This is a genomic window from Pseudomonas sp. 3HC3 (assembly GCF_044904505.1).
Taxonomy (GTDB): domain Bacteria; phylum Pseudomonadota; class Gammaproteobacteria; order Pseudomonadales; family Pseudomonadaceae; genus Aquipseudomonas; species Aquipseudomonas putida_Y.
The window spans coordinates 60,103-81,409 of sequence record NZ_JADDRH010000020.1; the positions used below are offsets into that span (position 1 = coordinate 60,103).

A 21,307-nucleotide genomic window follows, 5' to 3' on the forward strand; every position below is an offset into this window, starting at 1 on the left:
GTCCGGTGCGCTTTTCAAATGAGAGTGACGTCACGCTCGTCGTGACCAGTTGTGGGCGGTTCGATCTGCTCAAAGACACCCTTGAGAGTTTCGATCGCTACAACACCGCGCCCATTCGCGAGGTATTCATCACCGAAGACTCTGGCGACGATGCTGTGCATGCCGCCGTGCCGGCGCACTGGAAGCCGCACTGCAAGGTGTTCGTCAACCGGCCCAAACTTGGCCAGTTGCCGTCTATCGACCTGGCCTACAGCCACGTCAAGACGCCGTACATTTTTCACTGCGAAGACGACTGGCAATTCTACCGCCAAGGCTTTGTCGAAGACTCGCAGGCCATCCTGGATGTCAGCCCCAACCTGTTGCAGGTGTGGTTGCGCAGCCATGCCCACGACTTGGCTATCCACAGCCCGTACATCCACTTGGGCGATCGCCAGGTGATCGCCGGGGTGCCGTGCTATCCGCTGCTGTCCGACAAGGCCGAGTGGCAAGCGTTCTCGCTCAACCCTGGGCTGCGCCGATTGAGCGATTACCAGCGCTGTGCGCCATTTGCCGCCTATGCTGGAGAAAAGGCGCTTTCCCGTCGCTATGCTGAGTTAAATCTGACAGCGGTCACCTTGGAGGGTGACGCAGTATTGCACACTGGATTCGGCAATCACGTGACCTTGCCCATTGAAGTGGAGCGTAAGGCCAAGCGTCGTCAGCGTGACCGGATGAAGCTGGTATTGACGCTGGTTGCGGGGGCCTTGATCGGCATGGGAATCACCATTTTTGTTCAATGAAGTCGCTGTCCCACCTGACTTGAGCGGGAGAGGGCCCATGAACATCGTCAATATGATGTGGGCGGGTGGAACGCCGTACATGTCCATCCACAAGGTGCATCGGCAGGTCTTGTCGAATGCGGGTGCCGATGCCCGGATCAGTAACTGGCTACTGCTGGGGAGCGGGCTCTGCTGTGGGCTCGGTTCGACCCGCGAATGGCATATGCCCTCACGAGCGCTCAAAGGGCGGCACTTGTGGCGCTTGCTGCGCCCATGGCTGCGCATGCGCTTGCGCAAGGCACTGGCCGATGCCGCAGCCGAAATCGTGCTGCTTGATGGTATTGGCGTGGCCCGGTTGGTGCTGCCGTTGTTGCAGCGCATTCCGCACGTGCGTGCCAAGGTACTGTTCCATGGCAAGACGCGTCTGCATGCCAGCGATATCCGCATGTTGCAGATGTTTCCGTCCGAGCGCCTGAGTATTGCAGCGGTATCACAGACCTTGGCCGAGTCGCTGGCGTGTGACCTGGGCAGGCCGGTGCAGACGCTGCGCATGGCGCTTGACCCGCTTGCATTCGTCGAGCCTTTGTTGAACCGGGACCAGGCCAGGCAGGCGCTGCGGTTGCCTCAGGGTGCTGGAGTGATGCTGGGTGCGGTAGGGCGATTGGTAGAGAGTAAAGGCTTCGAAATGCTGATTGGAGCATTCGCCAAGGCCAGTGCACGGCAGCCGGGCTTGCAGTTGGCGATCATTGGTGAGGGACCGCAGCATGCCATGCTGCAGCAGCGTATCAACGCGCTGGGCCTGGCTGAGCGTGTTCATCTGCGCGGTCACCGCGAAGACCTGCAGCAGCTGTATCGGGCATTCGACTGGCTGTTGGTGCCTTCGCGCTCCGAAGGCCTGGGGCTGGTGGTGCAAGAGGCGGTGATGGCCGATGTACCGGTGGTCTGCAGCGACCTGCAGGTGTTTCGCGAGCAGTTGCGCGACACTGGTGGCTACCTGCCGGTTGCCGACGAAAGCGCCTGGGCTGAGGCGATAGAGCGCTGCACGACGCTCAGTGCTTCGACGATAGCCGCGAAGCAGCGCCAGGCACTGGCACCGGAGCAGGCCTGGCAGGCGTTCTGCAACGGCTCGCAGAGCCTGTTGCGCAGCTGACCTTCAGCGAGTCAGCAAGGCTGCCTCGAAGGCGGCAAGGGGGAACCGGTCGCCCAGGTTCTCCCGCTGGATATAGCGCACCATATGCTGCACATTGCGTCGAATCATGCGGGCCGACAGCGGCGGGCGCAAAAAGCGCATGTCGGCCACGTCGATCAGGCCCAGACGCTGGTCGGGGGTGACCACCACATTGCCCAGGTGCAGTGAGCGGAAATAAACGCCGCTGCGGTGCAACTGACGGATCAGTTCGATCAGGTGCGGCAGGTAATTGTCCCAGCTGAAGCCTTCATCGCGCGATATCTGCAGCAGCGTCCGCCCTGGTAGCGGGCGATACAGCACAGCAGTGCGGCCCGGCAGGTCGAGCTTGTGCTGGCTGATCACTTCGAGGGTAGGGATGCCCAGTTGCGCCAGGCGCGCGGCGTTATCGACGAAGCGCTGCGAGTAAGGTCGTAGCAGTGCGGATGAAATCAGCCGCTTCCTACGAAAAACCTTGAGGAAATTTCCATCTGTGAGCAGGTAGACTTTGGCGCCATGGCTGTCTGCCTCAAGCACCTGTGCGCCGAGTGTCAGCTGATCGAAGTCGACCTGGGTGAGCCGGGAGCATTGCATGAATAGAGCCTTGTCGTCTGGCGAGCAAAATGACCGGCAATAATGCCGAAAATAATGCTGTAGCACCATGGATGGTGTTTTTGATTCATCGGGGGAAAGGATGTTGTATCAAAAAAGCTGGGCACAGGCCTGGTTAGGTTTTGGCCTGGTCTGGTTCCTGGCGGCGATTGCCCTGGCACCCAGCAACAAGGTTTATCAGCAAGGTCTGGTGTTGTTCTTGTGGCTGCCAACGCTGGTATTGGCCTGGTCGGCCCGAGGTGTGCTGGTGCAAGCCTGGAGGCGCCAACCGGCGCTGTGGGGGAGTGTGCTGCTCCTCCTGGTCTGGAGCGGCCTTAGCCTGGCATGGTCGCCCGCCGAGGAGCCCGGGCGCGAGCTCAAACGCTTGCTCTACATCCTGGTGTTCCTGCTGGCGTTTCCGCTGTTGGCCCAGCTTGGCCAGGCCCGCATTCGTCAGCTATTGCTGCTTGGCAGCGCGCTGCTGGCCCTCGCTGCGTTGCTCTCCATCATCAATTTCTATGGGTTGCAGCGTACGCCGCTGCTGGTCAGGCTGGCGGGTATCGGCGAGATATCCCACCCCATCCTGGGGGCCTATGTCATTGGTGCGGCCGTGCTCTTGATGCTCTACGAGCCACCTCGGCAACGTGGCTTGCAGTTGTTGTGGCTGGCGGCACTGGCTTGCCTGGGGGCCTTCGCCATGCTCAGTCAGAGCCGTGGCGCTATTCTGGCACTGGTGATTACCGTAGTGATGGCGCCGCTGTGGTTCCGTGACCGCTACAGCCGGGTGTTTTCTGTTCTGGCGTTGCTTGCCACTGGCCTGGCCTTTTTGGCCGTGTACGATCTTATCGCCCAGCGTGGCTCGTCCTACCGGCCGGAAATTTTCCATGCCGTGGTCGAGATGATTGCCGCGCACCCTTGGACTGGACTTGGCCTGGGGGCTGATTACAAAGTGAGCGCCGTCGGCATGCACTTCGATCACACCCACAACATGTTCACCCATGTTGCCGTTGAAATGGGCGTGCCCGGCATGTTGCTGTGGGTAATGGTATGGCTGTTCACGCTGGGCGAAATCGTGCGCGCACGCAGCACCCTGCTGGGCAAGGTCCTGCTGGGCTTCTGGGTGTACTCGACCCTGGCCATGCAGTTCGATGCCGCCAGCCTCACCGGTACGCCACGTGCCGAATGGTTCATCAGCTGGCTGCCGGTGGGCCTTGCCATGTTGCTGCCATGGGGGCGTGCCGAAAATGACGCCTGTGGTAAAATTGCCGGTTCAACCTGAACAGCGAGCTCGATAATGGCCGAAACACCGCGACCAGCGGAGCACACCTCCAGCCTGAAGATCTACTTCCGGCTGTTGAGCTATGTGAAACCCTATGTCGGCATTTTCCTGCTGAGCATTGTCGGTTTCGTGATCTTTGCCTCGACCCAGCCAATGCTGGCCGGCATTCTCAAGTACTTCGTCGATGGGCTGAGCAACCCCGAAGCGGTATTGTTCCCCAACGTCCCCTACCTGCGTGACCTGCAATTGCTGCAGGCGGTGCCGCTGCTGATCATCTTGATCGCTGCGTGGCAGGGCCTGGGCTCGTTCCTCGGCAACTACTTCCTGGCGAAGGTCTCTCTGAGCCTGGTGCATGACCTGCGGGTGGCATTGTTCAACAAGTTGCTGGTGTTGCCCAACCGCTACTTTGACAACCACAACTCCGGGCACCTGATTTCGCGCATTACCTTCAATGTGACCATGGTCACCGGCGCCGCTACCGACGCCATCAAGGTAGTGATCCGCGAAGGCCTGACCGTGGTGTTCCTGTTTGCCTATCTGCTTTGGATGAACTGGCATCTGACCCTGGTGATGGTCGCCATCTTGCCGGTGATCGCGGTAATGGTCAGCATCGCCAGCAAGAAATTCCGCAAGCAGAGCAAGAAGATCCAGGTAGCCATGGGCGACGTCACCCACGTTGCCTCGGAAACCATCCAGGGTTACCGCGTGGTCCGTAGCTTCGGTGGCGAGGCGTATGAGGAGCGGCGATTCGGCCAGGCCAGCCAGAGCAACACCGACAAGCAACTGCGTATGACCAAGACCGGCTCGCTGTACACACCGATGCTTCAGCTGGTGATCTACAGCGCCATGGCTGCGCTGATGTTCCTGGTGTTGTTCCTGCGCGGGGACTCCACTGCCGGTGACCTGGTGGCTTATATCACCGCTGCCGGCCTGCTGCCCAAGCCTATTCGCCAGTTGTCGGAAGTCAGCTCGACCATCCAGAAGGGCCTGGCAGGTGCCGAGAGCATCTTCGAGCAACTGGACGAAGCACCCGAAGTGGACACCGGTACTGTCGAGAAGGAACGCGTGGAAGGGCGCCTGGAAGTGCGTAACCTGAGCTTCACCTACCCGGGTACCGAGCGTGAAGTGCTGAGCGACATCAGTTTTGTAGCCGAGCCCGGGCAGATGATCGCCCTGGTCGGCCGCTCAGGCAGTGGCAAGTCTACTCTGGCGGCACTGATCCCGCGTTTCTATCACCACGACAAGGGGCAGATCCTGCTCGATGGCGTGGAGATCGAGAACTATCGCCTGCGCAACCTGCGTCGCCATGTTTCGCAAGTCACCCAGCATGTCACCCTGTTCAACGACACCGTGGCCAACAACATCGCCTATGGCGATCTGGCTGGCGCGCCGCGCGCAGACATCGAAGCCGCCGCAGCCGATGCCTATGCCAAGGAATTCGTCGACCGGCTGCCAAAGGGCTTCGATACCGAAGTGGGTGAGAACGGTGTACTGCTTTCTGGTGGGCAGCGCCAGCGCCTGGCTATTGCCCGTGCGCTGCTTAAAAACGCGCCGTTGCTGATCCTCGACGAAGCCACTTCGGCGTTGGATACCGAGTCCGAGCGGCATATCCAGGCCGCTTTGGACCACGTGATGCAAGGCCGTACCACGCTGGTGATCGCCCATCGCCTGTCGACCATCGAGAAGGCCGACCAGATCCTGGTCATGGACCAGGGCCGCTTGGTCGAGCGCGGTACTCACGCCGAGCTGCTTGCGGCTAATGGCCATTATGCCCGCCTGCATGCCATGGGGCTGGATGAGCCGGCCAAGGCCGATATCACTTGAACCCTCCTTGATCGGGGCCGTCATGGCCCCGATTGTCACGGGAATTTTCCAGGGATGATCTGGCCATAAAGCCATTGACTACCCTGTGCTAATATCCTGCCCCTGTTCATTATTTCCATATGGGTTGCCCATGAAGTTGTCCATGCCGCGTTTCGATCAAGCCCCGGTACTGGTGGTCGGCGATGTCATGCTCGACCGCTACTGGCATGGCGGTACTTCGCGTATTTCGCCTGAAGCGCCAGTCCCGGTGGTCAAGGTCGATCAGATCGAGGATCGCCCCGGCGGTGCGGCCAACGTTGCCTTGAACATTGCTGCGCTGGGCGCGCCGGCTTCGCTGATCGGCGTTACCGGCCAGGATGAGGCTGCCGACAGCCTGGCCAACAGTCTGCAGGCTGCCGGTGTCCGTTCGGTATTCCAGCGCATCGCGCACCAGCCGACTATCGTCAAGCTGCGGGTCATGAGCCGTCACCAGCAGTTGCTGCGTATCGATTTCGAAGAGCCGTTCGCCACCGACCCGCTGTCGCTGGGCGCGGAGGTCGATGGCCTGCTCGAAGGTGTCAAGGTGCTGGTGCTGTCTGACTACGGCAAAGGTGCATTGAAGAATCACCAAGACCTGATCCAGGCGGCGCGCGCCAAGCGTATTCCGGTGCTGGCCGACCCCAAGGGCAAGGACTTTTCCATCTACCGTGGCGCCAGTCTGATTACCCCGAACCTCAGCGAGTTCGAGACCATCGTTGGCCGTTGCGTCGATGAGGCCGAACTGGTCGCCAAGGGCTTGCAATTGCTGCAGGACCTGGACCTGGGTGCCTTGCTGGTCACCCGCGGTGAGCATGGCATGACCCTGCTGCGTGTTGGTCAGCCGGCGTTGCACCTGCCAGCACGGGCACGCGAAGTGTTCGATGTTACCGGTGCCGGCGATACCGTCATCTCCACCCTTGCCGCGGCCATTGCCGCGGGTGAGGACCTACCCCATGCGGTGGCCCTGGCCAATCTGGCGGCGGGCATCGTGGTCGGCAAGCTGGGTACGGCTGCCATCAGCGCCCCTGAACTGCGCCGGGCCATCCAGCGTGAGGAAGGCTCCGAGCGCGGCGTGCTGGGCCTGGAGCAATTGCTGCTGGCCATTGATGACGCGCGGGCGCACAACGAGAAGATCGTCTTTACCAATGGCTGCTTCGACATCCTGCATGCCGGGCATGTCACCTACCTGGAGCAGGCGCGGGCCCAGGGTGATCGCCTGATCGTTGCGGTAAATGACGATGCCTCGGTAAGCCGCCTGAAGGGACCGGGCCGGCCGATCAACAGCGTTGACCGGCGTATGGCCGTACTGGCCGGTCTGGGCGCGGTGGACTGGGTGATCAGTTTCCCGGAAGGCACCCCGGAAAACCTGCTGAGCCAGGTCAAGCCGGACGTGTTGGTGAAGGGTGGCGACTATGGCATCGACCAAGTGGTGGGCGCTGATATCGTCAAGGGCTATGGCGGCACCGTGAAGGTGCTGGGGCTGGTCGAGAACAGTTCGACCACGGCGATTGTCGAGAAAATTCGCAAGAACTGATCTGACCTTGGGGCCGCTGTGGCGGCCCTCTGCTGGGGCGGGTTTACCCGCCCCAGCAAGCAGGTGAAAGCCTCCGGGATGTCACTTGTTCAGCGAGGTACGTGCCCGCTCCAGCAGTGCTCGCGCCTTGTCGCCAAACCGTTGCAAGTGCGACGCCCGTGCGGGCTTGCTTTCCACCAAACCTTGCTGCTTCACCCAATCCTTCCAGCGTACCCGTTCATCTGCCACCACCCAGCCTTCCTGCCGGGCAAAACTTTCTGCCAGGTACAGCCCACGCGTACTCGCCGGCACCAGTTCATCCTTTTTCAGCGTGTACAGCTCTGCCAGTGGCTGGCCGTCCTTCAATGGCATCAGGTACAGGTCGGGCCGTTTGCGGTTGAGTCGCGCCACCAGTTGGTCGCCCTCCAGCCGCTCGTCAACGTGGAACAAGCTGAGTTTCTTGGCGTCCCGGGGCACTTGCAGGCGCATGTCATAGATCAGCTGTAGCGAAGCGGTGGGCAGGTGCACATAGGCCCGTGGGCGCTCCAGTAGCATCAGCTTGCCGCAATGCACCGGGCGTGCGGCACCGGACTGAGGTGCCAGCACGAAGTGGGGTGTTTCGCGGTAGTGCAGGGCGGCGGCGTAGGGTACGGGCAGCCAGGTGTCGTTGAAGCGACCGCCCAGCCAACCTTCCGGGGTTTCCAGCAGACACTCCTCGGCCACTTCCTGTACAGCCGTGTGCAGCGGCAGGTTCAGCTCCTGTGCCGGTACATAACCGGAAATCAGTTTCAGCACCACATCCCCACGGTCTTGGCGGCGCTGGCGCACCAGTACCCAGTAATCGCGGTTCTGCCAATGCAGCGTGAGGCGCACTGACACGCCCAGGTTGGCCAGTTCGACCACGAAGTGTTGCGCGTCGGGTAACTGGATGGCCTTGCGCCGTTGCTGGGTCTGGGCAAAGTTCAGCGGCATGCCGATGCTTTGGTAGATCAAGCCTTCGGGCGTGGCCTCGACATGCAATGGCAGTGTCTTGAAGTTGCTCGGGTTCTTGCGGATCAGCGTTCGCGCCACGAGGCTCCTCCTTGCGTCGGGTCAGTCTCCAGGCCCTGAGTCGGAGGCCTGAGGTAACTCAATGCTGGCCCAGGATGCGGGCGACGGTGGCCACGTTGTGGGCCAGGTGCAACGGGTTGATGGTGCCGACAATAGCACTGCTGACGCCCGGGTGGGCGAACAGCAGCTCGAAGCTGGCCTGCACCGGGTCGACGCCCGGGGCCAGGCAGATGTGCCCGCTCGCCAAGGCCTTCTTTACCAGGATGGCCTTGCCGTGTTCGGCAGCGTAGTCCAGCACCGGGCGTTCTGCCTGTTCATTTAGGTTGTAGGTGACCATGGCGCAGTCGCCTTGCTCCAGCGCCTTCAGGCCGCCGGCGACGGTCTTGCCGGACAGCCCGAAACCGAGGATCTTGCCCTCCTGCTTGAGTTCGGCCAGGGTCTGGTAGACCTCCTGCTGTTCGAGGATGGCCAGGTCGTTGCCGTCGGAATGCACCAGCACCAGTTCGATGCGGTCGGTTTCGAGCCGGCGCAGGCTGCGCTCCACCGAGCGGCGGGTGTGGGCAGCGCTGAAGTCGAAATGCGACAGGCCTTCCTCGAACTCTTCACCGACCTTGCTGACGATTACCCATTCATCGCGCTGGCCGCGCAGCAGCGGGCCCAGGCGTTCTTCGCTACGGCCGTAGGCTGGGGCGGTGTCGATCAGGTTGATGCCAAGCTCGCGGGCCTGGGCCAGTAACAGGCGGGCTTCCTCATCGCCAGGGATCGTGAAGCCAGTGGGGTACTTCACGCCCTGATCGCGGCCCAGCTTGACCGTGCCGAGGCCCAGTGGGGAGACCGTGAGGCCGGTGCTGCCCAGCGGGCGATGGAATGCGTGCAGGGTTGGCAGGCTCATGGCAGCAACTGCTCCCAGGCCGGTACGCTCAGTGGAGGGCGTGGGAGGTCGGCCAGGTCGGCCTGTGCTTGTGGGCGAATGCCGTCGCGCTCCAGGTGGCTGATTACCCGGTCGCTGAAGTCCGGTGCCAGTGCCAGTTTGGTCGGCCAGCCCACCAGCAGGCGCTGCTGGTCGGCAAGGAAGGCGTTGTCCGGGCGTGCCAGGCCAGATTGTGCAGGCTCAGCGCGGTCGACGCGCAGTGTGGCCCAGCGCACCAGGCTCTGATCGACCCAGGGCAGCAGGTTGGCGATTTCCTTCTGCGCTGCAGCTATCTGCGCTGCAGGCTCGCGCGCCACGCCATCGGCTTCGGCCAGGTCCCCACCGAGGTACCAGACCCACTGGCCATCGGCTGCCGGATGGGTGGTCACCGTTACCCGCGGCTTGGGCCCGCCGCCGAGGCAGTGGGCGTACAAAGGTTTGAGGTTCGGGCCCTTGGCCATGACCATGTGCAGCGGGCGGGTTTGCATGGCCGGCTGATCCAGGCCCAGCGCCTGCAGCAAGCCTTCGGTGCCGGCTCCGGCACTCAATACGATGCGCTGGGCACGGATTTCCCGGTCGTCCACGCGCAGGCCGACCAACGCATTACCTTCACGCAAGGGTTCGATGCGTTCACCTGCCAGCAAGGACTCGCCGGCCAGCTCGGCCAGGTTGGCCAGCAGGCTCGGGACATCGACCACCAGTTCCGCCAGGCGATACACCTTGCCCTTGAATGCGCGGTCCTGCAGTGCCGGTGGCAACTGGTCACCTTTGACCTGGTCGACCCGGCCGCGCACGGCCTTGCTGGCGAAGAAGCTTGTGAGGTTGCCGGCCAAGGTGCCCGGCGACCACAGGTAGTGGGCATCGGAGAGCAGGCGGGTACGCCCGAGGTCGAGTTCACCGTTGCCGGCCAAGGCCTCGCGCCAGCGGCGCGGCATGTCGGCGATGGCTTCCGAGGCGCCGGTCAGGGCGCCGTGCAGGGCGTATTTGGTGCCGCCATGGATGATGCCCTGCGACTTGATGGTCTGCTCGCCGCCAAGGCTGGCGCGCTCCACCAGTACTGTCGAGTAGCCCAGGCGGCGCAGGCGGGCATTGAGCCAGAGGCCTGCGACCCCGGCGCCGACGATCAGCACGTCAGTGGAAATGGCAGATGGCATGGCGGTACCTCGAAGACTGGGACAGCTGGCAAGTATACAGGCTATACCTGAGATGGCCCTATCGTCGGCGAGCCCCGCACACGGGCTCTCAATGCCCAGCGGTCTTCGAGAACAGCTGAATCACCACCACGCCACCCACGATCATGGCCATGCCAAGCATCGCCGGCATATCCAGCTTCTGCCCATAGATCAGCAGCGCCGCCACACTGATCAGCACAATCCCCAGCCCCGACCAGATGGCGTAGGCAATCCCCACCGGAATGCTGCGGACCACCAGCGTCAGCATCCAGAACGCAATGCCATAGCCAACCACCATCAGCAGCAGTGGCAACGGCGTGCTCAGGCCTTTCACCGCCTTCATCGAGGCGGTGGCGATGACTTCGGCGCAGATGGCAATGGCGAGGTAGGTATAGGCATTCATGGCGGGATCCTCCGTTACTGAGCGGGCATTCTAGACGTTGCCTGGATGGGGTAAAGTCATTACCTATCAATGGGGGAGATAGGTTGATGGCCGAGCAGTGGAACCTTGAACAATTGCGTACCTTTCTGCGCGTTGCAGAACTGCGCTCGTTCTCCGCGGTGGCACGTGAGCAGCACAAAGCCCAGTCGGCGATCAGCAGCGCCATCGCGCTGCTCGAAACAGACCTAGGGGTCACCCTCTTCGAGCGCAGCAGCGGCCGGCAACCGAAACTGACTGAAAACGGCAGCGCCTTGCTGGAGGACGCCCGCGAATTGTTACGCCAGTGCGAACGCCTGGATGGCCGCGCCCTGGCCCTGATGCGCGGGCAGGAGGCCTTGCTGCGGGTCGCGCAGGACGAAGCCATGCCGTATCAGCCGGTGATCGACAGCCTCGACGAACTGGCGAGCCGCTACCCGTTCCTGGAGGTGCAACTGGCCAGCGGAGCCCAGGGCGATGTGGCGCGCAAGCTGGTGGAGCGGCGCGCCGATCTGGGCCTGTTCTTCCTCCACGAAAGCATCCCGGCTTCCTTGGAACGCCGTGCCTTGGGCAGCGTGGAGATGGTCACGGTGTGCGCGGTCGGCCACCCGCTGGCGGGCGAAGGCCGGGTCACCCGCCAACAATTGGCCCGCCACCGGCAGTTGCTGATCACGCCACAACAAAGCGGCTACCCCGGCGGCGAAGCGATCAGCCCGCAGGTCTGGCGTGCCGACAGCTTCTACGCCATGGCCGAACTACTGATGCGCGGCCTGGGCTGGGCCTGGTTACCCCGGCATGTGGTGCAGTACCCGACCTACCAGGCGCACATGGTCGAACTGGACAGCGATTGGCGGCCCCCGGCTTTGGTGGCGGAGCTGGCCTGGCGCCGTGATGAGCCTCTGGGCCCGGCCGCGCAGTGGCTGGCCGAGCGCTTTGCAGTGCACCTTCGCGCGATCGGGTAGACTTAGCCGCCATGAACAGAACTCTCTATACCTTGCTGTTTCACCTGGGCCTGCCGCTGGTTGCGCTGCGCCTGTATCTGCGCGCGCGCAAGGCACCGGCCTACGGCCAGCGTATCGGCGAGCGCTTTGCTTTCAAGCTGCCGGCCATGCGCCAGGGTGGTATCTGGGTACACGCGGTATCGGTGGGCGAGAGCATTGCTGCCGCACCCATGGTGCGTGCCTTGCTCAAGGCTTACCCGGAGTTGCCGATCACACTGACCTGCATGACCCCTACCGGCTCTGAACGCATCCGCGCCATGTTCGCCGACGAACCGCGCGTGCAGCATTGCTACCTGCCCTACGACCTGCCTTGGGCGGCGGGGCGTTTTCTCGATCATGTGCAGCCTAAGCTGGGCATCATCATGGAAACCGAGCTTTGGCCCAACCACATTCACCAGTGTGCCAGGCGCGGCATTCCGGTGGCGCTGGCCAATGCGCGCTTGTCCGAGCGCTCGGCCCGTGGCTATGGGCGCTTTGCCAGGCTGACCCGGCCGATGCTGGCCGAGATGAGCCTGATTGCCGTGCAGACCGAAACCGAGGCCCAGCGCTTCCGTGACCTGGGTGCACGCCCTGAGCGCGTGCGAGTCACCGGTTCGATCAAGTTCGACCTGACGATCGACGAACAACTGTTGCCGCGCGCCAGGGCATTGCGTGAACAGTGGGGGGGCGGCCAGCGCCCTGCGTGGATCGCCGCCAGTACCCACGAAGGTGAAGATGCCTTGATCCTGCAGGCGCATCGGCAGTTGTTGCAGGTGCATGGCGATGCCTTGCTGATTCTGGTGCCGCGCCATCCCGAGCGCTTCAATGCAGTGCATGCGCTGTGCAGCGAGCAGTTCACCACCGTGCGCCGCTCTGCCGGCACGCTGGTCGATGCGCAAACGCGGGTATTGCTGGGCGACACCATGGGCGAACTGCTGTTCCTGTATGCCCTGGCCGACATTGCCTTCGTCGGTGGCAGCCTGGTGCCGACCGGTGGGCACAATCCGTTGGAGCCTGCGGCGCTGGCCTTGCCGGTGCTCATGGGGCCGCATGTGTTCAACTTCCTCGAAATCAGCGCGATGCTGCGCGAGGCGGGTGCGTTGCAGCAGGTGGATGATGCTGACGGGCTGGCCGGCGCGGTGCGCCGTCTGGTGGAACTGCCGCAGGATGCCCAGCGCATGGGCGAGGCGGGCAGGGCGGTGATGCGGGCCAATCAGGGGGCTTTGCAGCGATTGCTCGAGGGTCTGGGGGCCTTGATCCGCTGATAATCGACATATCCACTCAAAGACCCGGTCTAGAGTGGGTATGTCTGATTCTGGTTATTTATTCCTACGGCGTAAGTTATAACTTCCTACACTGGATTTCTCGCCGTTAGGAAACTTCCTACGAATAGACTTTAAAAGTCAGAAGTGTCACACGCTTGCGTCGGAAGCTTGTAGGACGTTTGTCCTATTGCTTCGGGCTAGTATCGCCTCATGTCCGGTTTTCATAAGAGGTGGCGTGATGGCTGATTTATCTGATGGCAATGCCAACACTATTGAAAGTGGGCTGGTGTGTCTTATCACGCTGGCGCGATACCATGGTGTTGCCGTCTCTGCCGAGCAGTTGCAGCACGATCATGCAGCAGCGGGTGAGCGGTTCTCTACCGGCACACTACTTCGGGCATTTCAGCAACTTGGCCTCAAGGCCAAACACCGCAGCGTCGATCCGGCCCGGCTGCAGCAGACGCCCTTGCCCGCTATTGCAGTGGATACGCGTGGTGAATACTTCATCATCGCGCGCGTGGAGGGCGAGAAGGTTCTGGTGCAGGCCCCCCATTCCCGCGCGCCGCAAGCGCTGACCCTCGCGGAACTGGTGGTGCGCTGGTCGGGAGAACTCATTCTGGTTCGCTCCGATGCCCAGTTGCCCCTCGGGCTGTCGCGCTTCGACTCATCATCCGCCTAGCCCACAAAGCCATTGAAGATGAGAAGCGGGGATTGGTTTATAGCGCTCGAGTCCGCCTGGGTAAGGAAATAATGCGTGTAGGAAAACAGGATGTTCCGTTGACGGCGGGTATGTCAGTGCGTGCAGAGGTTATTACGGATAAGCGCAAGGTTATAAGTTATTTTCTAAGGCCTTTGCGGCGACATGTGCAGGAAAGTTTAACGGAGCGCTAAGTGATTACTTGTGAGGGTGATAACAGATGGACGCGAATCGGCTACGAGAAAAAAGCAGCTGGAGAATGCTGTACGAAATTATATGGAATGCACTGAGGGTTAGCGCAGCGGTCGCGTTGTGTCTTCCCGCGAGCTGTGTTGCTTTAGCAGTGGCGACTGTTGCTTTAAGCGAAAAATCGAAGCCGGTCGCACCCCCTGCACCAAAAGTATGTGGTGTGGTGTCCGGTGTTATGTATGAGTTTTCAAGCGAATATGTTCCTTTCTGGTCGGAATATGAGGATGAAGGAAGTTATAAGAGAGGTTCTGGCGGCGTTGATAGAGGGTGTGAATCAAATTTATATTCTTTAAGTCTGGCTATGAACTGGCCTGAGTTAACGCCGGGGAACTATTTCTCAGAGAAGTTTAGTGGGATCGTAGTGACGCTTGAACCATGGCCCGCTGGTGAGAGGGGACTGCGCGAAACCTTTGATTTTTTCATTTCCGAGGCAACTTATAAGCAGCGAGAGGCCAAGGTGTTTGATAGACAATTAGGTTTGAATCGAGTGGAAGGTGTTGATAGCGTTTTCCCCAATTCACCACGGATGATTTTCTGGTCTGAAAGAAATGGGCATATGGAGCAAATTGGAAGGTGTAGTTGGAGTAAGTATAGGTCTAAATACCATCGCTGTCATTTTAGATATTTGCTGGAGGACAGTAAAGCTATTGTGAAGATTGATTTTGGATGGGACGAATTAAGCGAGTGGGGTGAGATGGTGTCGCGTGTCAAGAGCTTCTTGGCATCTAATGGCGTGTAAGGGTAATTTTTAATGATGAAGTTAACCTCTTCTGATCAGGGATGGTAAGTGGAAATTAAAGTTGAGATGTTGACGTTTGCCAAGTACGGGGATGTCCAAGGGGGTGGAGAGTATTTCTGATGACGATATTGAAGATGAGCGGCTCGGCCTGATGTATAGCGCTCGAATAGAGCTGACCAAGGAAATTTTACGCGCAGGGGATAAAGACGTACCGTTGACGGCAGGCATGGCTGTGCGTGCAGAAGTGATTGTGGATAGGCGCAGGGTTATCAGTTTCTTCTTGAGTCCCCTGCAGCGGCATGCAAAGGAAAGTCTGAAGGAGCGGTAAATGAAATATAAAAATGCGTGCATTGTATATAGAGCGGCTTGGAATTTGCTGCGGATCTGTAGTGCAATAATTTTGGCTAGCATGGCGAGTTGCTGTGCTGTCGGTCTCGGTGGTTCAGATGCGTTTGGGGCTGGGAGCAGCATTTCCGTGTTGTGCGAAAGAAATTTTGGAAAAGTTTATGCATTGTCTGAAGCGAAGTTTGCTTAGTGGCTGATATGGGTAGACTGGTTCTAGGGAGGGGTGATGATTAGTTGCAGGTATATCTTTCTCTTTGTGAAGGTGCTGTTCGGAAAGCTAATTGCGCTGTGTAGAAGATTTGGTTTGGTGCTGTGGGGTTTTAGCAAATTGTTGTTGTTGCTAAGTGTGGCGTGGTTGTTGGTCGCCATTGTTATTACCCCGGCTTGGGCGCCGAAGAAGCTGACGACCCCTAATCCAATGGTGTGTGGAAAGATCTCGGGTGTTGTTTATGAGCTCCCTAGGAAGTATGTGATCTATTGGCCTGAGTATGAGGGTAAGAGTTCTTGGGAGCCGGGATTTACAAATAACAAAAAAGGCTGTGGTGCAAACTTGGTGTCACTCTATATGGCAATGAGTTGGCCGGAGATGCAGCCCGTCTCTTACGGTGAGGCGACGTCTTTTCGCTTTGATGGGATATCGGTCGCAATTGAGCCTTGGCTGCATGGGGAAGCAGGGTTGAGAAAACAGCTCCAGCATTACCTTCGTGAAACACCTGCGGCTGTAGTTCAGGCTAGCAAGCTGAACGAAGATCTCGGTCTAAATTTTCTTGAGGGAGTTGATAGTGCATTTCCTAATCAGCGCAAGGGCTTTTTCTGGCTAGAGACCAAGGGGCGCATGCAATACATCGGTTATTGCAACTGGGTGGAGCCCAAGGCCAATTACTCGCGTTGCTATTTGGAGTTTTTGATACCCGGAGGGGATGCAATTGTTAATGTGGAGTTTTTATGGGGGAGGCTTGGGGAGTGGCATAACATTGCTTTGGCAGTGGGTGAGTTTTTCATGAGTGCTGTGAGGTATGGGGTCGATAAATGATCAGGATGGAAATGTCCGATGTGGAAGAGGCGCGTCAGGCTTAGCGTGGTAAGAGGGCTGGCTCTTGTGAGTGTTGATTTTTTGCGAGGTGAGTTGAGGTGTGTGGTTAATAGAATTGAAGAATTGCAAGGCGAGGTGTAAGGCAAGGAGAAAGGAAATGATCAAAGTTAGATTCAGTCCTCTTTTGGTTGCATGTCCGAGAAAGCTTGAAGGAGCGCTAAGTCATTATGAGAAAGATACCATGTTTGTTTTTCCTATGGGCTTGGAGTTTTTTGAGGCTTTGCTCCGCTGTACTCTTGTTGATTCCCGTGCTGATGATGATAGTTGTGGCCTGGAAGAGCGAACCTTGGAAGCCAGGGGAGAAGATAACGTTTGATCCTTTCGTGTGCGGCAGAATTTCAGGGGAAGTGTATAAGTTCTCGAGGTTGTACTTTCCATTTTGGCCAGAATATGAGGGCAAAAGCTCTTTTGATCCTGGCTTTATTTATAACAAAAAAGGCTGTGACGCAAACCTAGTATCTGTATTTTTGTCAATGACCTGGCCAGAGCTCGAGCCGGCGGATGACAGTTTAGTGTTCCGGCAGGGCTTGGAGCATGAGGGGCTGTTGGTCGCAGTGGCCCCGATAACTGCAAGAGAGGGGGATTTACGGCGTCAACTCGAGTTTCTTTTGCGGAAAAGCCCAGCAGAAACAATAACGCTTGCTGAGTACGATGAGTCAAGCAGCCTCTATCGTGTAGAGGCGCGTGACACGACTTTGGGAAATCACAAGAAGCTTATCTATTGGCAGGGTGAGTTCGATGACTTGGCTGCTGTGGGGTATTGCAGTTGGCGCCCGAAAGTGCCGAATTACTATTCGTGTGAAATGACCTTTGTGGTGTTTGGAGACGTACTAGTCGAGGTGATAATGCGCCCTGATAAGTTAATGCGGTGGTTGGAAGTGAGGCGCTCAGTGGTCGATTTTTTAATTAATAGCAGAAGATGAGGTGGCAAATGTCGGGGTTGACCAAAGAGGATATAGCGGCTGCACGTAGCATTTTTGAGTCCAAAGGTGTTGGTGATATGTATGACTACATGGCTATGAAGGGGGATCGATATGCCGTACTGGCCAATGGCGTTGCTAACCGGTTGCTGTGCCAGAAATTTCCGCCATTTCAGCAGGGTCATCGCTGTTTGCTGTCGAGCAATCGCTACCGAGCCTGGGGAATCTTGTTGATGCAATGGCTGCGTTCGCCCCTGAACCTGCGGGGTCTGTGCTTATCGGTGATATGTCGGCTCAACGCATCGACTCGACGATTGCCGTAGCCGCCTAGGCGTTGTCGTTCAGGGCTGGAGTTATATTGGAGGCCTATCGCCAGCAAGCCAGCTCTCACAGGTGCATGATGCCTTCAGGCCTGGCACGGTACGTGTGGGAGTGGGCTTGCCCGCGAATGGTCCAGCCCCTACCTCAAGGCCTGCGCTCGAAGTTCTTGGCCGCTGCTGCCGCCAGGTCCGGCGGCAGGAAGTCCTTGTCCGGGTTGTAGTCAGGTTTCAGGTAGCGCTTCAGGTCCTGCAGGTCTTGCGGGCTCAGGGTGCCGGCTGCCTGCTTCAGGCTCAGGTTGTCGAGGATGTAGTCGTAACGGCTGTTGTTGTAGTCGCGCACGGAGGTGTACAGCTGGCGCTGGGCATCAAGCACGTCGACGATGTTGCGGGTACCGACCTGGTAGCCGATTTCGGTGGCTTCCAGCGCGCTCTGGTTGGAAATGATCGACTGCTTGCGCGCCTGTACCTGTTCCACATCGGTGTTCACTGCGCGGTGCAGGTTGCGGGTGTTTTCCACAACCTGGCGGCGCAGGCTTTCACGCTGTTGCTCGCTCTGGCTCAGGCGCTGGTAAGCCTCGCGTACCTGCGAGCTGGTCAGGCCGCCGCTGTAGATCGGGATATTCAGTTGCAGGCCAACGCTGGTCTGCTCGACATCGCCGCCGTAGCGCACGTTTTGCTGCGGCGCCGGATTGGTGAAGCCAAGGCTGTCGTTGTCACCCTTCTGGTACTTGGCCACTGCGTCCAGGGTCGGTGCATGCCCGGCCTTGCGCTGACGCAGGGTCTCTTCTGCGGCAGAAACCGCGTAGTTGGTGGCCAGCAGGTTGAGGTTCTGGCGCCCGGCGGTTTCGACCCAGGCTTTGGCATCGTTGGGCGTTGGCACTTGTACCGGCAGGCTATGCGCCACGCCCTGGATAGAGGTGTACTCACGGTTGGTCAGGGTTACCAGGGCCTCGAAGGCATCCTGCACCTGGCGTTCGGCGATAATCCGGTTGGCGCGTGCAGTGTCATAACTGGCTTGGGATTGCAGCACGTCGGTCTTGTCCGAAAGGCCCACGTCGAAACGCTCGTTGGACTGATCCAGCTGGCGCCTGAACGCGGCTTCTTCTGCCTTGGTGGCAGCCAGGTTGTCTTGGGCGCGGAGGACGGCGAAGTAGTTTTGCGCGGTTTGCAGGATCAGGTTTTGCTCGGTCGCCGACAGCTCCAGTGCTGCCTGTTCGTTGACGGCTTCGGCGGCTTGCAACTGGAACCAGCGATCAGCGCGGAAGATCGGCTGAGCCAGGGTCGCGCTCCAGGAGTTGCCGCTGCGATTGGACGTCATGGACGGCTCGTCCAGCTTGGTGCGGGTGTTCATCATCTCGGCACCGGCCGACAGGTTTGGCAGCAACCCGGCGCGGGCCTGCGGCACCACTTCGCGGCGCGCCCCGTAATCGGCGCGTGCGGCAGCCAGGTCGGCGTTGTTGTCCACTGCCTCCTGGTAGACGCTGACCAGATCGGTCTTGACTGTCGAGGGCACGTCCGCTGCCCAGACCACTCCGTTGGACGCACAAGACACGGCTATCGCCAGTGAGAGTTTGCGCAGCATAGAGGCAATCCTTGTACGAAATTTAATTACTGAACTGTTGAGTATCGAGCGATGGGCCAGTGTAGTGCCATGCGCACCCGGCAACAATCGCTCGGTGTGCCTTTCATCATCCGCGCATTTACCTGCTTGGCTTTGCCGACCACTCCAGTCTAGACTGCGCATGTTCTTGTCGGGGTGCCTTGAAGCAAAGGCTGAGATCGCAGAGGTGCGGATCCCGTTGAACCTGATCAGGTTAGCGCCTGCGTAGGGAACAAGATTGCTCACCTTCCCGGGGAGCCTCTTGTGCCAGGTCCGGGATTGTCACAGCTGCATACAGCTTCAGGCACCCCCATATCCGGCACTGCACCCAAAGAGGGTGCGTCCGCGCGTTTCAGGTTCACCCCGACATTCCACTGCTAGGAAGCCGTCAGGAGAGCCTGTGATGACCAAACAAGAAAAAACGATCAACCTCAGCGAATCGGCACAAGTCGATCAGCAGTCCGTACAACCGTTCCCGCGTTCGCGCAAGGTGTATGTCGAAGGCTCGCGCCCGGACATCCGCGTCCCCATGCGTGAAATCAGCCTGGATGACACCCCGACCGATTTCGGCGGCGAGGCCAACGCCCCGGTGCTGGTGTATGACACTTCTGGCCCGTACACCGACCCCGACGTGATCATCGACGTGCGCAAAGGCCTGGCCGATGTGCGTTCGGCGTGGATCGAAGCCCGCGGTGACACCGAGCGCCTGGAAGGTCTGAGCTCCGACTTCGGCCAGCAGCGCCTGAACGATGCAGAGCTGGCCAAGCTGCGTTTCGCCCATGTGCGCAACCCGCGTCGTGCCAAGGCCGGCGCCAACGTCTCGCAGATGCACTATGCCCGCCAGGGCATCATCACCGCCGAGATGGAATACGTGGCCATCCGCGAAAACATGAAGCTGCAGGAAGCCCGCGCAGCCGGCCTGCTGAATGAGCAACATGCCGGCCACAGCTTCGGTGCCAACATCCCGAAAGAAATCACCCCTGAATTCGTTCGCCAGGAAATCGCCCGTGGCCGCGCGATCATTCCGGCCAACATCAACCACCCGGAAGTAGAGCCGATGATCATCGGCCGTAACTTCCTGGTGAAGATCAACGGCAACATCGGCAACAGCGCCCTGGGTTCCTCGATCGAGGAAGAGGTGGCCAAGCTGACCTGGGGCATCCGCTGGGGCTCGGACACGGTCATGGACCTGTCCACCGGCAAGCACATCCACGAAACCCGCGAGTGGATCATTCGCAACTCGCCGGTGCCGATCGGTACCGTGCCGATCTACCAGGCCCTGGAAAAGGTCAACGGTGTGGCAGAGGACCTGACCTGGGAACTGTTCCGCGACACCCTGATCGAGCAGGCCGAACAGGGCGTGGACTACTTCACCATTCACGCCGGTGTGCTGCTGCGCTATGTACCCCTGACCGCCAAGCGCGTCACCGGCATCGTCAGCCGTGGTGGCTCGATCATGGCCAAGTGGTGCCTGGCGCACCACAAGGAAAACTTCCTGTACACCCACTTCGACGAAATCTGCGAAATCATGAAGGCCTACGACGTCAGCTTCTCGCTGGGCGACGGCCTGCGCCCTGGCTCGATTGCCGACGCCAACGACGCGGCGCAATTCGGTGAGCTTGAAACCCTCGGCGAGCTGACCAAGATTGCCTGGAAGCACGACGTGCAATGCATGATCGAAGGCCCCGGCCACGTGCCGATGCAGTTGATCAAAGAGAACATGGACAAGCAGCTGGAGTGCTGCGACGAGGCGCCGTTCTACACCCTCGGCCCACTGACCACCGACATCGCGCCGGGTTACGACCACATCACCTCGGGCATTGGTGCGGCGATGATCGGCTGGTTCGGTTGCGCCATGCTCTGCTACGTCACGCCGAAGGAGCACCTGGGCCTGCCGAACAAGGACGACGTCAAGACCGGCATCATCACCTACAAGATCGCCGCGCATGCCGCCGACCTTGCCAAGGGCCACCCGGGGGCACAGATCCGCGACAACGCCTTGTCCAAGGCGCGTTTCGAGTTCCGTTGGGAAGACCAGTTCAACCTGGGCCTCGACCCGGACACCGCCCGTGCTTTCCATGACGAGACTCTGCCGAAGGAATCGGCCAAGGTCGCGCACTTCTGCTCAATGTGCGGGCCGAAGTTCTGCTCGATGAAGATCACCCAGGAAGTGCGTGAGTACGCTGCCAAGATCGAGGCCGTGGATGTGACGGTCGAGCAAGGCATGCGTGAGCAGGCCGAGCGGTTCCGCCAGGAAGGCAGCCAGCTGTACCACAAAGTCTAAACCGCAGCACCTTACCCTGTGGGAGCGGGCTTGCCCCGCGAAGCAAGCACTGCGGTGCATGGCACCGGCTTTGCCGGTGTTCGCGGGCATGCCCGCTCCCACAGGGTGGTGCATGCC

The 21,307-nt window shown here is 59.8% G+C and carries 20 protein-coding genes and 1 riboswitch; of the genes, 14 read left to right on the plus strand and 6 right to left on the minus strand.

Going from position 1 to position 21,307, the window contains the following annotated elements; all coding sequences use genetic code 11:
- Positions 1-5 precede the first annotated feature (5 nt).
- Positions 6-779, plus strand: a complete 774-nt coding sequence (locus INQ47_RS21390) for a glycosyltransferase family 2 protein (RefSeq protein ID WP_252461264.1) — start codon at positions 6-8, stop codon at positions 777-779.
- 37 nt (positions 780-816) lie between these two features.
- On the plus strand, positions 817-1,908 hold the full coding sequence (locus INQ47_RS21395) for a glycosyltransferase (protein WP_252461263.1): 1,092 nt from the start codon (positions 817-819) through the stop codon (positions 1,906-1,908).
- Positions 1,909-1,911: 3 nt separating this feature from the next.
- Here the strand turns inward: INQ47_RS21395 and INQ47_RS21400 are convergent, their stop codons facing one another.
- Positions 1,912-2,517, minus strand: a complete 606-nt coding sequence (locus INQ47_RS21400) for a toluene tolerance protein (RefSeq protein WP_404702535.1) — start codon at positions 2,515-2,517, stop codon at positions 1,912-1,914.
- Between the two features lie 100 nt (positions 2,518-2,617).
- Here INQ47_RS21400 and INQ47_RS21405 point away from each other — a divergent pair, with 100 nt between their 5' ends.
- The 3 genes from INQ47_RS21405 to hldE all read left to right on the plus strand — a co-directional run bounded on the left by INQ47_RS21405 (position 2,618) and on the right by hldE (position 7,169).
- Positions 2,618-3,793 carry an O-antigen ligase family protein gene (locus INQ47_RS21405; RefSeq protein WP_404702536.1) on the plus strand — a complete coding sequence of 392 codons (1,176 nt, stop codon included), beginning with the start codon at positions 2,618-2,620 and terminating at the stop codon, positions 3,791-3,793.
- A 15-nt stretch (positions 3,794-3,808) separates the two neighbouring features.
- Positions 3,809-5,617 carry a lipid A export permease/ATP-binding protein MsbA gene (gene msbA / locus INQ47_RS21410; protein WP_252461260.1) on the plus strand — a complete coding sequence of 603 codons (1,809 nt, stop codon included), beginning with the start codon at positions 3,809-3,811 and terminating at the stop codon, positions 5,615-5,617.
- A gap of 130 nt (positions 5,618-5,747) precedes the next feature.
- Positions 5,748-7,169: a bifunctional D-glycero-beta-D-manno-heptose-7-phosphate kinase/D-glycero-beta-D-manno-heptose 1-phosphate adenylyltransferase HldE gene (gene hldE / locus INQ47_RS21415; RefSeq protein ID WP_021783834.1), complete on the plus strand. Its 1,422-nt coding sequence runs from the start codon at positions 5,748-5,750 to the stop codon at positions 7,167-7,169.
- A gap of 81 nt (positions 7,170-7,250) precedes the next feature.
- Here the strand turns inward: hldE and INQ47_RS21420 are convergent, their stop codons facing one another.
- The 4 genes from INQ47_RS21420 to INQ47_RS21435 all read right to left on the minus strand — a co-directional run bounded on the left by INQ47_RS21420 (position 7,251) and on the right by INQ47_RS21435 (position 10,683).
- Positions 7,251-8,219, minus strand: a complete 969-nt coding sequence (locus INQ47_RS21420; RefSeq protein ID WP_209969682.1) for a metal ABC transporter ATPase — start codon at positions 8,217-8,219, stop codon at positions 7,251-7,253.
- A gap of 58 nt (positions 8,220-8,277) precedes the next feature.
- Entirely contained in the window at positions 8,278-9,090 is an 813-nt protein-coding gene (locus INQ47_RS21425) for an aldo/keto reductase (RefSeq protein WP_003249454.1), read from the minus strand.
- Entirely contained in the window at positions 9,087-10,262 is a 1,176-nt protein-coding gene (locus INQ47_RS21430) for an FAD-binding oxidoreductase (RefSeq protein WP_014859637.1), read from the minus strand. Before INQ47_RS21430 ends, INQ47_RS21425 begins: the two co-directional genes overlap by 4 nt.
- A gap of 88 nt (positions 10,263-10,350) precedes the next feature.
- Entirely contained in the window at positions 10,351-10,683 is a 333-nt protein-coding gene (locus INQ47_RS21435) for a multidrug efflux SMR transporter (protein ID WP_098089472.1), read from the minus strand.
- An 86-nt stretch (positions 10,684-10,769) separates the two neighbouring features.
- On the opposite strand from INQ47_RS21435, the gene INQ47_RS21440 reads away from it, so the two are divergent.
- The 8 genes from INQ47_RS21440 (at position 10,770) to INQ47_RS21475 (ending at position 16,989) form a co-directional block, all read left to right on the plus strand.
- Positions 10,770-11,660, plus strand: coding sequence for a LysR family transcriptional regulator (locus INQ47_RS21440; RefSeq protein WP_003249460.1), 891 nt, complete (start codon positions 10,770-10,772; stop codon positions 11,658-11,660).
- 11 nt (positions 11,661-11,671) lie between these two features.
- Entirely contained in the window at positions 11,672-12,943 is a 1,272-nt protein-coding gene (gene waaA, locus INQ47_RS21445) for a lipid IV(A) 3-deoxy-D-manno-octulosonic acid transferase (RefSeq protein ID WP_404702537.1), read from the plus strand.
- Positions 12,944-13,181: 238 nt separating this feature from the next.
- Entirely contained in the window at positions 13,182-13,622 is a 441-nt protein-coding gene (locus INQ47_RS21450; RefSeq protein ID WP_404702538.1) for a cysteine peptidase family C39 domain-containing protein, read from the plus strand.
- A gap of 277 nt (positions 13,623-13,899) precedes the next feature.
- Positions 13,900-14,628, plus strand: coding sequence for a hypothetical protein (locus INQ47_RS21455; protein WP_404702539.1), 729 nt, complete (start codon positions 13,900-13,902; stop codon positions 14,626-14,628).
- 91 nt (positions 14,629-14,719) lie between these two features.
- Complete coding sequence (locus INQ47_RS21460) at positions 14,720-14,956, plus strand: hypothetical protein (protein ID WP_404702540.1); 237 nt, start codon at positions 14,720-14,722, stop codon at positions 14,954-14,956.
- 243 nt (positions 14,957-15,199) lie between these two features.
- Complete coding sequence (locus tag INQ47_RS21465) at positions 15,200-16,006, plus strand: hypothetical protein (protein WP_404702541.1); 807 nt, start codon at positions 15,200-15,202, stop codon at positions 16,004-16,006.
- A gap of 157 nt (positions 16,007-16,163) precedes the next feature.
- Positions 16,164-16,382, plus strand: a complete 219-nt coding sequence (locus INQ47_RS21470; protein WP_404702542.1) for a hypothetical protein — start codon at positions 16,164-16,166, stop codon at positions 16,380-16,382.
- Positions 16,383-16,413: 31 nt separating this feature from the next.
- Positions 16,414-16,989, plus strand: a complete 576-nt coding sequence (locus INQ47_RS21475) for a hypothetical protein (RefSeq protein WP_404702543.1) — start codon at positions 16,414-16,416, stop codon at positions 16,987-16,989.
- A 462-nt stretch (positions 16,990-17,451) separates the two neighbouring features.
- On the opposite strand, the gene INQ47_RS21480 is transcribed toward INQ47_RS21475, so the two are convergent.
- Complete coding sequence (locus INQ47_RS21480; protein ID WP_404702544.1) at positions 17,452-18,888, minus strand: TolC family outer membrane protein; 1,437 nt, start codon at positions 18,886-18,888, stop codon at positions 17,452-17,454.
- A gap of 160 nt (positions 18,889-19,048) precedes the next feature.
- Positions 19,049-19,155, plus strand: a riboswitch (TPP riboswitch).
- Between the two features lie 154 nt (positions 19,156-19,309).
- On the opposite strand from INQ47_RS21480, the gene thiC reads away from it, so the two are divergent.
- A complete protein-coding gene (thiC, locus tag INQ47_RS21485; RefSeq protein WP_021783856.1) occupies positions 19,310-21,190 on the plus strand; it encodes a phosphomethylpyrimidine synthase ThiC in 1,881 nt (626 codons plus the stop codon).
- Positions 21,191-21,307 lie beyond the last annotated feature (117 nt).

Excerpts from the sequence above, each read along its gene's own strand:
- INQ47_RS21395 (WP_252461263.1), top strand. The coding sequence starts at position 817 with ATGAACATCGTCAATATGATGTGGGCGGGTGGAACGCCGTACATGTCC.
- INQ47_RS21400 (WP_404702535.1), bottom strand. The coding sequence starts at position 2,517 with ATGCAATGCTCCCGGCTCACCCAGGTCGACTTCGATCAGCTGACACTC.
- INQ47_RS21405 (WP_404702536.1), top strand. The coding sequence starts at position 2,618 with ATGTTGTATCAAAAAAGCTGGGCACAGGCCTGGTTAGGTTTTGGCCTG.
- msbA (WP_252461260.1), top strand. The coding sequence starts at position 3,809 with ATGGCCGAAACACCGCGACCAGCGGAGCACACCTCCAGCCTGAAGATC.
- hldE (WP_021783834.1), top strand. The coding sequence starts at position 5,748 with ATGAAGTTGTCCATGCCGCGTTTCGATCAAGCCCCGGTACTGGTGGTC.
- INQ47_RS21425 (WP_003249454.1), bottom strand. The coding sequence starts at position 9,090 with ATGAGCCTGCCAACCCTGCACGCATTCCATCGCCCGCTGGGCAGCACC.
- INQ47_RS21430 (WP_014859637.1), bottom strand. The coding sequence starts at position 10,262 with ATGCCATCTGCCATTTCCACTGACGTGCTGATCGTCGGCGCCGGGGTC.
- INQ47_RS21435 (WP_098089472.1), bottom strand. The coding sequence starts at position 10,683 with ATGAATGCCTATACCTACCTCGCCATTGCCATCTGCGCCGAAGTCATC.
- INQ47_RS21440 (WP_003249460.1), top strand. The coding sequence starts at position 10,770 with ATGGCCGAGCAGTGGAACCTTGAACAATTGCGTACCTTTCTGCGCGTT.
- waaA (WP_404702537.1), top strand. The coding sequence starts at position 11,672 with ATGAACAGAACTCTCTATACCTTGCTGTTTCACCTGGGCCTGCCGCTG.
- INQ47_RS21450 (WP_404702538.1), top strand. The coding sequence starts at position 13,182 with ATGGCTGATTTATCTGATGGCAATGCCAACACTATTGAAAGTGGGCTG.
- INQ47_RS21455 (WP_404702539.1), top strand. The coding sequence starts at position 13,900 with ATGCTGTACGAAATTATATGGAATGCACTGAGGGTTAGCGCAGCGGTC.
- INQ47_RS21460 (WP_404702540.1), top strand. The coding sequence starts at position 14,720 with ATGTCCAAGGGGGTGGAGAGTATTTCTGATGACGATATTGAAGATGAG.
- INQ47_RS21465 (WP_404702541.1), top strand. The coding sequence starts at position 15,200 with ATGATTAGTTGCAGGTATATCTTTCTCTTTGTGAAGGTGCTGTTCGGA.
- INQ47_RS21470 (WP_404702542.1), top strand. The coding sequence starts at position 16,164 with ATGATCAAAGTTAGATTCAGTCCTCTTTTGGTTGCATGTCCGAGAAAG.
- INQ47_RS21480 (WP_404702544.1), bottom strand. The coding sequence starts at position 18,888 with ATGCTGCGCAAACTCTCACTGGCGATAGCCGTGTCTTGTGCGTCCAAC.
- thiC (WP_021783856.1), top strand. The coding sequence starts at position 19,310 with ATGACCAAACAAGAAAAAACGATCAACCTCAGCGAATCGGCACAAGTC.